At 64.7% G+C, this 13,095-nt stretch carries 7 protein-coding genes and 1 pseudogene; 3 read left to right on the forward strand and 5 right to left on the reverse strand.

The window, feature by feature from the left end; translation table 11 throughout:
* Positions 1-415: 415 nt before the first annotated feature.
* Both JVH1_RS41665 and JVH1_RS41670 read right to left on the reverse strand, forming a co-directional pair.
* Positions 416-1,081, reverse strand: coding sequence for a hypothetical protein (locus JVH1_RS41665; RefSeq protein ID WP_009476174.1), 666 nt, complete (start codon positions 1,079-1,081; stop codon positions 416-418).
* Between the two features lie 242 nt (positions 1,082-1,323).
* Complete coding sequence (locus JVH1_RS41670) at positions 1,324-2,793, reverse strand: NarK/NasA family nitrate transporter (protein WP_009476172.1); 1,470 nt, start codon at positions 2,791-2,793, stop codon at positions 1,324-1,326.
* 1,604 nt (positions 2,794-4,397) lie between these two features.
* On the opposite strand from JVH1_RS41670, the gene JVH1_RS41675 reads away from it, so the two are divergent.
* Positions 4,398-7,913 (forward strand): serine/threonine-protein kinase, encoded by a 3,516-nt coding sequence (locus JVH1_RS41675; protein WP_009476169.1) that lies wholly within the window; start codon positions 4,398-4,400, stop codon positions 7,911-7,913.
* Positions 7,914-8,188: 275 nt separating this feature from the next.
* On the opposite strand, the gene JVH1_RS41680 is transcribed toward JVH1_RS41675, so the two are convergent.
* Positions 8,189-8,404 (reverse strand): hypothetical protein, encoded by a 216-nt coding sequence (locus JVH1_RS41680; protein ID WP_043779867.1) that lies wholly within the window; start codon positions 8,402-8,404, stop codon positions 8,189-8,191.
* Between the two features lie 465 nt (positions 8,405-8,869).
* Between JVH1_RS41680 and JVH1_RS41685 the strand changes: the two are divergent.
* Both JVH1_RS41685 and JVH1_RS41690 read left to right on the forward strand, forming a co-directional pair.
* Positions 8,870-9,847 (forward strand): annotated as a pseudogene (locus JVH1_RS41685) (ISL3 family transposase); the annotation flags it as partial.
* 503 nt (positions 9,848-10,350) lie between these two features.
* The gene (locus JVH1_RS41690) at positions 10,351-11,016 is read left to right on the forward strand and encodes a DUF3024 domain-containing protein (RefSeq protein ID WP_009476166.1); all 666 of its coding nucleotides are present in this window, start codon (positions 10,351-10,353) and stop codon (positions 11,014-11,016) included.
* Between the two features lie 274 nt (positions 11,017-11,290).
* Here the strand turns inward: JVH1_RS41690 and JVH1_RS41695 are convergent, their stop codons facing one another.
* Both JVH1_RS41695 and JVH1_RS41700 read right to left on the reverse strand, forming a co-directional pair.
* Positions 11,291-12,667 carry an MFS transporter gene (locus JVH1_RS41695; protein WP_009476164.1) on the reverse strand — a complete coding sequence of 459 codons (1,377 nt, stop codon included), beginning with the start codon at positions 12,665-12,667 and terminating at the stop codon, positions 11,291-11,293.
* A gap of 112 nt (positions 12,668-12,779) precedes the next feature.
* Positions 12,780-13,046, reverse strand: a complete 267-nt coding sequence (locus tag JVH1_RS41700; RefSeq protein WP_043779864.1) for a hypothetical protein — start codon at positions 13,044-13,046, stop codon at positions 12,780-12,782.
* Positions 13,047-13,095 lie beyond the last annotated feature (49 nt).

A 13,095-nucleotide genomic window follows, 5' to 3' on the forward strand; every position in this document is an offset into this window, starting at 1 on the left:
TGCAGGAAGTTGTGTCCTGGCCGGCGACGGATAGCAGAACCAGCACGCCACCGGCGGTGCGTGCGGGTTGTGGTCGTCGATCGGTTCGTAGCTGTTCATGGCCGTGAGCGTCGTGTGCCGGTCAGCTTCTCTCGATCCGGTCGGCCCTCCTCCCTCTCCGTCCGGCCCCATTGGGAGGCCGGCGACGCCGTGTCGGCACCGGCACTCGAGATGCTCGCACATACGTCGACGTCTTGCCCTATTCAGTAGTGCACCGGCTGCGCAGTGTGTGCGACGGCTGCTCCAGTGGTGTTCATTCGCCCGAAATACTGCGCCGATACGAATCGGCATCTGCGACCCAAGCGTCCGCGGTGCGGCCCGCCAGCGCGGGCCGCACTCACAGGAGCTTATCGAGTCGATGGCACTGCGGGCCGTGTTACTTCTTCGGGGACGGGGGTGCGTTCAGTAGCGTGATGAACGGATCAGCGTTGGCCGCCATGGCTCCGAGGCCGCCGATCGCGGTGCCGGCGAGGGAGGCGCCCGCGCCGACCAGTAGTGCGCCGCCGATGCATCCGGCCAACGGGCCCGCGCCGAACAGCAGTGCTGCCGGTGCGGAGATCACGGCCCCGGCTACTGCTCCGAGGAGGCAGCCGCCGACCAAACCGGTTGCCGCGCCGAGGAAGCCGCCGACGGCTGCCGTGAGGGTGATGTTGTCCTTGACTCCGGCGGTTGCGGCGGGCAGGTCGACCTGCCGGAGCGGCAGGGTGACCGGGGTTGCGGCGGCCGGGCTGGTGTCGGTGGTCAGGGTTGCGGTGCGGCCGTTGATCTGTGCGGCGACTGGGTGCGCGAAGCCGTCGACGGCGATCGATAGTGGCACCGACTCGAGTGTGGCACCAGAGGCGTCGCGGACGATCAGGTGGTTGTTCTCGTTGCTCAGTGACCCGGCCGTGGTGTTGACGATGACCTGATCACCGTTGCGGGTGAGGTTCCACCCGACCCCGGCGGCCGGGACCGGTGCGGGTTCCGCGTGGGCGGTGCCGGCGACGATACCCATCGACGCGATGGTCATGGCAGCGACGGCCATCAGTTTGGACATTCTCATGCTCGTAGATTTCCTTACTCAGGTGTTCCAAGGACCGAACGGTCCCGGCTGTACTGGACTTGTCCAGCGGATGACGGCGGCGTCGGTCGACGCGGCCGAAAGGCGCTGAATCGCTGTCGTGTGGGTGTTAACCCCGCACGCTGGGGGTGCAGCAGTCAAGGCGGGGATGGAGTTCTGCTGAACGGGGTTCCGCGGATGGGATCGGCATTCCCGTACGTTCCTGCGGTTCCGTAGGTTGTTGTTCAGAGTGCAGGCGTGAGGGCGTCGGCCGGTGAGGGTGTCGATGCGGTCGGTCGCCGGAGGTACATGGTCCATGTGACCGCCGCGCAGATGATGTAGAACGCGGCGAACACCCAGAATGCTGTGGTGGCCGACTTGTGTACCCCGAGGTAGGACGCGCGCAGGACGAGGTTGATTGCAACTCCGCCGAGTGCACCGACGGCGCCGGCGATTCCGATCAGTGCTCCGGACATGGTGCGTGACCAGGCGGCGGCGGTGGGTGCGTCGTGGGGGTGTAGTGATGCGGCTTTCGCTGCGAAGATTGCCGGGATCATTTTGTAGACGGACCCGTTGCCGATTCCCGAGATGACGAACAGCAGGATGAATCCGACGACGTAGGCGGTCATGATGGCGGTGTTCGCTGCCCCGGGTGTCGAGTCGTCGACGGTGCCGGCGACGACGAGAATACCGGCGGCTGCCATCATCGCCACGAAGCTGTAGAGGGTGATCTTGCCGCCGCCGATCTTGTCGGCGAGGCGTCCGCCGAGTGGGCGGGACAGTGACCCGAGGAGCGGTCCGATGAAGGCGATCTGGGCGGCGTGCAGGGCGGCGGTGGCCTGCATTGCGGGGGTCGCCGGAGCGCCGTTGGTGAGTCCGGCGAGGAAGTTGAGTTGCAGGATCTGGCCGAAGGCGAAGCTGAATCCGATGAACGATCCGAATGTTCCGATGTAGAGGAACGAGATGATCCAGGAGTCGCGGAACTTGAGCACATCGATCAACGATCGTGCGCCGGTTTTCTGGTCGGTGAGGTTGTCCATGTAGAGGGCCGCGATGACGGCGGCGATGCCGATGAATACCAGGTACACCGCGCAGACGATCTGCGGGCTGCGGTTGCCCCAGGTGGCGATCACGAGCAGGCCGATCAACTGGATGGCTGGGACGCCGATGTTCCCGCCGCCCGCGTTCAAACCCAGGGCCCAGCCTTTGAGTCGTTGCGGGTAGAACGCGTTGATGTTGGTCATCGAGGACGCGAAGTTCCCGCCGCCGAGTCCGGCGAACGCGGCGATGATCATGAACGTGGTGTAGGACGTCTCGGGTCTGGAGATGAAGTACAGCGTCAATGTCATCGGAACCGCCAGGGCCAGTGCACTGATGATGGTCCAGTTGCGGCCACCGAACGTGGCCGTGGCGAACGTGTACGGCAGGCGTAGAACCGCGCCGACCAGGGTGGGTACGGCGACGAGGAAGAACTTTCCGGCTGCATCGATGTGGTAAATCGCCGCGGGCATGAACAGCACCATCACCGACCACACCGACCACACCGAAAACCCGATGTGCTCGGCCAGAATGGAGCCGACGAGATTCCGGCGGGCAATGTTCTCCCCGCCCGCCTCCCAGGCGGCCTCGTCCTCGGGGTCCCAGTTGTCGATCCGATGCCCGACCGATACCGGGGAATGTGATGAGTTCGAATGTGACTGAGATATGGTTACCACGGCTTAGCTCCTGGGGGTTTGAAGATTTGCAGAACCCTAGGGGCGGAATGTGTCCGTTCAATGGCGTGTTGTCACGGTGTGCTTACACTTCGCTCACCCGGGCACATGCACCGAAGACAGCATCCCGAAACAACACCGTGACCATGGGGCAACAGACTCTACACATGCATATGCCCTGGTCGGGAGCATGTTCGCCGGCCCCAGAGATGCGGTCTCCCTGGCTGCAGCGCGGGCGGTGTCGATCGCCGCGATCGTCTTGGGGGCGTCGGCGGGGGCGAGTGTGGTGATCATGGGAGGCAGCGCGGGACCGCAGGCGACATGCCCGAACACTCCAGGATGCGCCCCGGGGAATAGGCCGGCCGACCAAGCAGGCCAACCGCGGGTGAGCGTCATACAAGGTCGGACAGGATGTTGCCGATCAACGCCTGGTCGGGGGCCTGCGCCACGGATTGGCGGCGCTCGACAGTCCCGCGGTCAGTCCTTCGCGGCCGTGCCCAACAGCAGCATTGCTTCGGTGTGACACGACATCGGTCCGGAGACCGAGGCGCACGGACGCGGGTGATCACGACGTGGTTTCAGGCACCCGGGACAGCTCTGATGTCAAGCTGCGGAATACGATTCGTCACAAGGGGCGGAAGCGCATATCGCCGCGTTTGCTCCGCGATGAGTCGATTCGCCGTCTCCGGTTGCCCGCGGCAGACTGGGCTGAGGTCGGCACGCTCACTGACATCGGGCATCGCGGGCACTGCACAACGTCGGTTCACCGCCGAGCGATGAGACGTCCTCGGCCGCGTCAACAACCGCGGATGTCGAATGAGGTCAGATGTCGGCGGCGGGTGGAGGGCGGGGGACGCCCGAGCGGCCCGGCTCATCGTCCGCGGGCGGGGCCCTGGGCGATGCCGGGGAAGGGAGAAGTGCGGACAGTGTCGCGCGGGAATCGTATAGTCTTGTGTGGCAGAATAATTCGACCGGGCACTTTGGCTCGCTGCTACACTGTAGCCGATCCGCTGGTGCGTCGACCCGCCCGGACCGCGCAGTGGCAGGTGATCGTCGCGGTGGTTAGCCGTTCGGGTGGAAGGGAGCCTCCCGTGTGCGGCGTTTGCCGCCGGTTCTCCGAGGAAGGTCTGCAGGGCCGCGCAGCCGCCGAGGCTTCCTGCGAGCAATCCCATCAGCAGTGCCACGTTGGTATTCATGTTCGAGGTCCTCACGAGTGCCCCGTGTCGGTGTCGGGCGAACGGTGGGTTGGGTTCAACGGGTGGGCCGGGGTCCGTCGTCGGGGAACCTGGCCTCGATGCGGGCCTTGATCTCGGCGGTACTGTTCTGCCCGGTGCGCGGTGCGGTGCCCAACAGCTCTCAATCTTCCCTCCTGGTGGCGGGCTCCCCGTACGGCTCATCAGCAGCCCGAACAGACTCGCTCCCGTGGAACAGCGGAACCATGTGCCGTGACCGATTACTCGCGGATCCCAACCGAGTAAGCTTTGGGGCGACGAACGTTTGCAGCCGCCTGTCGACTGGCGCTCGTCTGGTAGACGATTGGGAAATCGGTGATGCGGGATGGACCAAGGACGCGACCTCCGCCGCCCAGGCCCAGGGGTGAGCGATCGATGGTAGGCGCGGATGGTTCCGCTCCCATCGGCGGTGCGGTTCCGACGATCAAGGCTGAACTCGAAGCCGAGGGCTTCGGGGAAGTGGAGGTGATCGGCCACGGCGGGTTCGGGGTGGTATTCCGATGTCGGGAGTCATCGCTCGACCGGGTCGTCGCCGTCAAGGTGCTGGGTTCGGGGCTCGACGAGGAAAATCGAGCGCGGTTTCTGCGGGAGCAGCGCGCAATGGGGCAGCTCTCGGGGCACCCAAACATCGTCAATGTGCTGCGGATCGGGGCGACTCGGAGTGGCCTTCCCTTCATCGTCATGCAATACCACCAGTGCGACTCACTGGAGGCTGCAGTCCGGCGCCACGGACCGACGGGGTGGGAGTTGGCAATCCGCATCGCGGTGAAGCTTTCAGGAGCGCTCGAGACCGTACATCGCGCGGGGATCCTCCATCGCGATGTCAAGCCGGCCAACATCTTGCTGACCGACTACGGGGAGCCGGAGCTCTCCGACTTTGGTATTGCACGTATCGAAGGCGGCTTCGAGACGGACTCCGGCGCGCTCACCGGTTCACCGGCATACACGGCCCCGGAAGTGCTTTCCGGCGAATCTCCCAGCGTCGCATCCGATATCTATGGGCTCGGCGCAACCCTGTTCTCTCTCATCACCGGGCATGCGGCCTTCGAGCGCCGGTCCGGTGAACAGGTCGTTGCCCAATTCCTGCGCATTACCGCCGAACCAGCACCGCGTTTGCCGTCCGCCCGCATCCCAGCCGACGTTCGCGCAGCGATCGAGACCGCGATGGCTCGGGATCCAGGCGCCCGTCCATGCACCGCAGCGGAGTTCGGAAATCTATTCCGCGAGATCGAACGCAGTCACGATCTGGTTGTCGACGAGATGGCAATACCAACTAAAGCCGACCGAACACCTGTTCGATCGATTCAAGACCGTGCCACCGGCACAGTCAGCTATGTGCCAACTCAGACACACCCCGCTTCGCTGCCTGACGCCGTCGGGTCGTCGCTGCAACCGCCGAGCGCGTCGACGAAGTACCGGCCGCCGACACCCACGCGGGCACTAGTGCCACGCAGTAGACTCGCCGGACAGTTACGTGACGCCAGTCGCCGGCGATTGATCTTGATCCACGCCCCTGCAGGGTTCGGAAAGAGCACACTGGCCGCGCAGTGGCGCGACACCCTGATCAATTCCGGTGTTGCGGTCGCGTGGCTGAGCATCGACTCGGACGACAACAACGTCGTCTGGTTCCTCGCACACCTGACGGAGTCGATCCGCACCGTCCGACCCGATCTTGCCGCGGAACTCGGCCAGATTCTCGAGGAACACGGCAACCAGGCCGACCGGTACGTGCTCACGACCCTGATCAACGAGATCCACGAACGAGGCGAGCTGCTGACCGTCGTCATCGACGACTGGCACCGAGCGACCGATGCCGCGACCATCGCCGCGATGGGATTCCTTCTCGATCATGGGTGCCACCATTTGCAGGTGCTGGTCACCAGCCGCAGTCAGTCGGGATTGCCACTCAGCCGCATGCGGGTCCGTGATGAACTCGTCGAGCTCGACGCCGCTGCCCTCCGGTTCGACCTGGACGAATCCCGAGAGTTCCTCGTCGATATGTGTGGACTGCCCCTTGAACAGGACGACATCTCCGACCTGAGGGACTCCACCGAGGGGTGGGTCGCGGCCTTACAGTTGGCGTCGCTGTCTTTGCGAGGGCGCGACGATCCAGCCGAATTCATCAGCCACCTGTCGGGCCGACACCGAGGCATCGGCGAGTACCTCGCCGAGAACGTTCTCAGCGCCCTCGAACCCGACCTCCTCGACTTCATGCTGGCGACATCGGTCACCGAACGGCTCTGCGGTGATCTCGCGGCCGTGCTCGCGCGCGTCGACGACGGCCAAGCGCTACTCGAACAAATCGAGGAACGCGATCTGTTCCTCCGTGCACTCGACGACGAGCGAGAGTGGTTTCGGTATCACCACTTGTTCGCCGATTTCCTGCGTCGTCGCATGCAGCGCGATCATCCCGCGCGCATCGCCGAACTGCACCGCACGGCGTCGCAGTGGTTCGCCGCGCACGATCTGCTGAGCGAGGCTGTCGGTCAGGCACTGGCCGCCGGGGACCGGGAACTCGCGGCCGACCTCGTCGACGCACGAGGACTGGCGCTGATCGAGCATTCGCAGCTCGCGTCGGTACTGGGTCTGATCGACAAGGTTCCCCGGGCGCTCGCGGCCGATCGCCCACACCTGCAGCTCGCCCTCGCCTGGGCGCACGTACTGCTCCACCATGACCACACCATCGTGGAGGAATCACTTCGATCTCTAGATGCCAGTATCGCCGACCTACCCGCTGCCGACACCACTACGGCCGACCTGCGGGTCGACGCCGCACTGGTGAGGGGAGTCGCGGACCTCTTCGGGGACCGCATCGACGGGCTCACCGAGTTGGTGTCGGACTGCACTGACCGGCAGAAGACCCTGCGCCCGTTCGTCCTCGCCGCTGCGTCCAACGTCGCGTCCTACGAGGCGATTCACCGCTTCGAGTTCGACGCCGCACAGCGGTGGCAGGAATGGGGGTCGCCCTTCCACGCGCGCACGACGGGGCCGTTCAGTGTGGTGTACGGGCACTGCTTTTCCGGGATCGCGGCAAACGAGATGCTGCGCGTGGACGAAGCCGAGCGGTATTTTCGGTTGGCCTATGGTCTCGCGCGTGAGGCGGGAGGTCACCTCTCGTATTCCACGAAGCTCGCAAGCACAATGCTGGGGGATCTGCTCTACGAGCGTGGCCAGCTGGACGAGGCCGAGCGACTGCTGGACGAAAGCTATCAACTCGGCTCGGAGGGCGGTGTCGTCGATTTCATGCTCGTCACGTACGGCACCGGATCCCGGATCAAGGCCATCCGGGGAGATATCACAGCGGCCGCCAAGCGGCTGGACGACGGTGCGCAGATCGCCGCCGAGCTGGCGCTGCCGAGGTTGGCCGCCCGTATCGACAACGAGCGGACGAGGTGGGGGCTCTCCGCCGCCGTTCCCGCGCAGCACCTGGCCGAGGGCGACTCGGACGCTCCCGCACGTGTGCCGGATCGGGTGGACGGGATCGTCGAGGTGAGAGCAGAACTTGAGGAGGATTCGGCGATCCGGCGCCTAATGGCAGAGAAGTCGTTGCCGAGCGCATTCCGTGCTCGTACGAGGGCAGCTGCCCTGGTAGAGCGGATCGCGACCCACGAGCGTCCCCGTGCGCTGCTGCGAGCGCGACTGTTGCACGTCGTGTCGGTTCTCGTCGCCGGTGATGAGCAGGAGGCCTTGGAAGCTCTGGTACCGCTGGCCGCACAGTGCTCGGGTCTGGGCGTGATCAGGCTTCTGTGCGACGAGGGGCCGCCCATGATGCACCTTGTTGCGCGGTTGCGGGACATGCAGACGCAACAGCGCTGGCCGTCACGTTGGCCGGCGATCTCGGAGGTGTTCATGTCGTCGGTACTGGCCGGGGGTGCGTCGGCGGGCGGGTAGTGCTTGGACCCAATGCCACGAGTTTGAGAGTTTCCACTGGCCGGACCTGGCGGCCGCCACGACCGGAACGAACTCCGCGGCGCAGCGAATCTGCTGCAGCAGAACGTATTCCAGATACGGGCCTTGATCTTTCGATCAAAGAACGGGGACGACGCGACAGGCCGACTGCGCGAGCGGTGCTCGCTCTCGCCGGAGCGTACCGAGTTGATCGTGATGGGGCCCTATGGATCGATGACACAACAGGACGGCCTCGGATAAAGGAGGAACTCGACACGCTACGCAGGGAACTGGACGCCGAGTAGACGCCGACCTCCTCCACAGCTTCTCAAACCTTTCGGCTTTGGCAGTGCGGGCAGGGTTTGCGACTGCAGTTGACCCGACATCGCCTGCACCGTGTCCATGTCGGCCCGGGTCTGGGCCAACGCCTGAAGCTCGAAGCTGGCGCGCAGGTCACCGGTGAGGTGTTCCACGCCCTGGACCTTGGTCATCATTCCGGTGACGAGCGGGAAGAGAAACAGTAGGCACCGATGGCGGCGACGACGCCGAGCACGACCGTTCTTCTCAATGGCATTGCTTTGCTCCCTTGGTCATTCTTCGGCGCAGACCGCTCGCACGGCCCGAAAACGTTCGGTAGGTAAGTGGTCGATCAACTCCATTCGCGTTGCGGTGCAGCCGAATGCGTCAGTTGAGCGGTTGTGGCACAATCGATTCAGTTAAGCGAAGCCTCACAGCCGATGAGGCGGTGGAGATGGGTGGGTGTCAGCGGAGGTCGCCGCCGGCGTCGGGATGTGGCCATGGTGGTCGACACTTCGAGTCGTCATCGGACTTTGACGCCAGAAAAGGGGCTCTATTGCTGTGATCGTGGGTGAATTCCGGTCCTGGTGAGGGCGCACGCCGTTGTCCCAGTAGCGTTCTGGCTTGTCTAGGGTCAGTCAGCTACATGTGTGGGGAACGGCGTGCGCGAAGCCAGGATATGGCGTCAGGTGTTGGGTGTCGAAAAGACGGTGATCGAGGGTGTCGATTTCGATGCCACGGCCGTGGCGGTGATTGTCGCGGTCCGGCCGCAGGCCCGGGCCCGGTCCCGGTGCGGGGTGTGCGGTCGCCGTAGCCCCGGCTACGACGGCGGCACCGGGCGGCGGCGATGGCGCGGCCCGGACTGCGGCCTGGTCCGCACCTTTATCGAGGCCGACGCCCCACGGGTGTCCTGCCGCGAACACGGGGTCACGGTGGCCGCTGTGCCCTGGGCCCGGCACCGCGCCGGGCACACCTACTCGTTCGACCAGACGGTGGCGTGGCTGGCCACGCACACCTCGAAGGCCGCGACCTGCGAGGTGACGCGCACCGCCTGGCGCACGGTCGGGGCGATCGTGGACCGGGTGTGGGCCGACACCGCACCCGCCCGGGACCCGCTGGCCGGGCTGCGTCGGATCGGGATCGACGAGATCTCCTATAAGAAGGGCCACAAGTATCTGACGGTCGTCGTCGACCACGACTCCGGTCGGCTGGTGTGGGCCGCCCCCGGCCGCGACGCGGCCACCCTGTCCGGGTTCTTCGACCGGCTCGGGCCCGAACGCTGCGCGAAAATCACCCACGTCACCTCGGACGCGGCAGGGTGGATCGGATCGGTGGTGGCCCGGTACTGCCCGGATGCGATCCGCTGCGCGGACCCGTTCCACGTGGTCGCCTGGGCCACCGAAGCCCTCGACGCGGTCCGCCGGGCCGCGTGGAACCGGGCCCGGGCCACCGAGAACGCCTCCCGCGGCGGCGGTTGGAAACCACGCCGCCGCCCGAAGGCCGGACCAGCTCAAACGGTGAAACGCAGCCGGTGGGCGTTGCTGAAGAACCCGGACACCGTCACCGCCGGGCAGCAGGCGACGCTGCGGTGGATCGAACTGCACGATCCTGTGCTGCACCGCGCCTACCTACTCTCGAAATGTGCGGCTATCGAATCTGGTGAGCGTCGCTCTTCGGTCTGGCTTCTGGAGGCCTGTAGTCCTCGTGCATAGCCCTCTTGACCAGAAAGTGTCAGGAGTCCACTGCACGGAGCGGCGAACCCTAAAGAGTCCGTGCAGTCGCCTTCCGAAACTGACACCGGTTCGCTCTGGAGCGCCGTTCTCGGGTGTGCCGGTGTCAGTTTCAGAAGACGACTGCACGCGTTCACTACTCGACTGCACACGTCCAGAAAACGCACGTCGTCGTTGAGGGAGAGTGAGGTCCGTGTTCGTTCACTGGGTTGAGTTCCTGCGACAACGCAGTCGGTCACGGTACTCCGCGAACCGCGCACACGCGCAATCCCATTCAGAATCGGCGGCGGTCAACACACCGGTCTCGGTGACCGCAGGCTCTCCCGCGGTCACCGCAACCGCGCCGACCAACTCCTGGCCGACCTGCTCTCCATCACAGCAGTTCGCGTTCGAACTGGCGGCGGATCAGCTCGGTGCAACATCGCCGCATCTCCGACGAGGTGGCCGCGACACTGCGCGGCATCATGCTGCTGGACACCGACTGCGAACGCATTGTCTTCCGCGCGTATGTCGACGGGGACGACATAATCGTGCCGGTGAGCGACGAGGACCTCGAGGAGCTGATCGGGTACGTGGCCGCCGACGCCAACCATGAACCGAACCGGCGCCGCCAGCAGCGCCTCGACGCTGCGTTCACCGTACTCAGTGAGGCCGTCGAGAACCCGCACAGCTCACCCCCGGCCATGGTGGCCGTCGGCGACAGGACCGGCGATGTGCCGCCGCGGCCGGGACCGGCGGTTCCCGGCCTGCCGGAGCTGGATATTGCGCAGGTGCAGCGGCGGTGCAGTGTCCGCGTTCCCGAGCACGCCCGGCGTGAGGTTCGCTTCGAATGTGAGGTCGCGGCGCGGCACCTGACCATCGTCGAGCGGCGCGCCCCCTGGTGCGATGACGTCGGGCCGGAGTGGACCAGCCTGCCCATCGCACGGCTACGCTACACCAAGGCCACGAAGACCTGGAGCCTGTACTGGCGGGACCGCAATCTCCGCTTCCACGCCTACGACCGGCTGGCACCGTCGCCGCACCTCGAGACCCTGCTGATCGAACTCGACCGGGACCCGATCCACATCTTCTGGGGCTGACGAATCCCACAGCGGGTCCGATGAGGGGATGCCACATCGAATCCCCTCACGAAACGAGATTTCGACGACCGACGAAACCGAAAAGATCGCCGGAATCCGTCGCCGACACATCTCCGGAAAACCGCAGGTCGGGATCACATAACTGACATCGCCCCGGCGGAACCTACACCGAGGGTGGGCACTTGGACCAGGCAGAGTTGTAGCACGCCAATGTTATTGCACTACAGCATGTGTGGCCGTGGCGGTGCGGCTTCTAGCGCCACAAGCGGCAGTGCTATCGGGCGGGACTGGAGGGGAGCGCGGTGTCGTTGTCGTCGTGTGTGGTGGCGTCTGCTGTGACGCTGTCGTCAACATTGAGGTCGGCTGCTGCTTCGAAGTCGGATGTACGTAGCGAAACCAACGCGATCAGCGATAAGAAGCACGTCGCCACATAGAAGTACCACGGAGAAGCGATGTTTCCGGTGCGGGCCACCAACCAGGTGGAGATGAGTGGTGCGCTGCCACCGAACAAGGCAACCGGGAGGTTGTACGCGAGAGCGATTCCCGTCGACCGGACGCGTGTCGGAAGCAGGTCGCTCATGGTGGCGTACGTGGACGACGCGTAGAGGCCGAGACACAGCGAGGTAATCACCAGGGGGGCGACAAAGCTCGTGGGCGTTGCGCCGGGACCTGCTTCGAAGAACCAGATGACCGACACCGTCGTGAGGAAGCCGGTTACGAGAAGGAAGTTCCGGCGGCCGTAGCGGTCGGTGACGACACCGCCGAAAGGCATGACGACAGCCGCGACAACACAGGATACGAACACAAGGGCCAAGCGAGCGTTGTCGTCGAATCCCAAGGTCTTTGACATGTAGGTCGACGCGTAGGTGACGATGAGGTAGAACACCGACGCGTGCAGCGTGATGATGCAGAAGATCAGGACGATCGGACGCTTGAAGTGTAAGGCTTCACGTAGTGGCGCATCGGACTTTGTTCCTGCGTTCGCGATGGCTTCGAACTCGGGGCTGTCTTCGAGCTTGAGGCGAATGAAGAGAGCGATCAGTCCGAGGGGCCCGGCAATGAGGAAGGGGATGCGCCAGCCCCAGGCAAGCATGCTCTCGTTGCCGAGCACGGCGATGAGGCCGTTGGCAACCACACCACCGAGCATCAGGCCTGCAACGGCGGTGACCATTAACCAACTTGTGGAGTATCCACGTCGGCCGGGTCCTGCGTATTCGGCGATGAAACTGGTGGTGGTCCCGATTTCTCCTCCGGCGGAGAACCCTTGCGCGCACCTGGCGAGGATCAGCGCAATGGGGGCGACAACACCGATGCTGGCGTGCGTGGGGAGAAGCCCGATCATGAAGGTCGAACCTGTCATCACCACCATGACGGCCAGCAGCGTGCGCTTGCGTCCCACACGGTCTGCCATCGGGCCGAAGAAGACTCCGCCCAGAGGTCGCACGAAGAAGCTCAGCGCGAAGACCGCGAAACTGCTCAAGAGTTCGGTTGCTGCACCGTTGGCAGGAAAGAACAGTTGTCCAATGTAGACAGCGAGGAATCCATAGGCGCCGTAGTCGTACCATTCGATGAGATGGCCGGCGATGGCGCCACGAAATGCCCGTTTCCGTCGTTTCAGGTCGACGGTCGCCGCTTGGGGGTTGGCTGACATTCGGGTCAGATCCTTTCTTGTGAATCCACCGGTTGATTGACTTCGACGATGGCGACGGTTCAGGAGTGGTTCAGGAGGTTCGCTGTCCCGGCACCGGCCGGATTGCGGCTCGTCAATAGGCGGTGACGTTCGGGAGTCTCGGGGGCTTACTCGTCCGGGTTCGCTTGAGCGTGGCAGTCATCTCCCGCAGCGCGTTCCGCTCCGGCATCGATAGCGCTGAGATGTTCGTGGCCAGAAACTCGTCGATCTTGGTGGCAAAGGTCGACGTGCCGAATCCGAACTGCACGAAGATCTCGTCAGGTTCGGGGCCGCCGTAGGGCAACCAGCGGAGGGCGAGATCGACCACGGCATTGGCACCGGGTTTCGTGTTCTGCGGCATCGATGTGTTTCTTTCGTCGGACTTACCCGCGGGGGATGCGACCTGGGAG

The organism is Rhodococcus sp. JVH1, from assembly GCF_000280725.2.
Taxonomy (GTDB): Bacteria; Actinomycetota; Actinomycetes; order Mycobacteriales; family Mycobacteriaceae; genus Rhodococcus_F; species Rhodococcus_F jostii_A.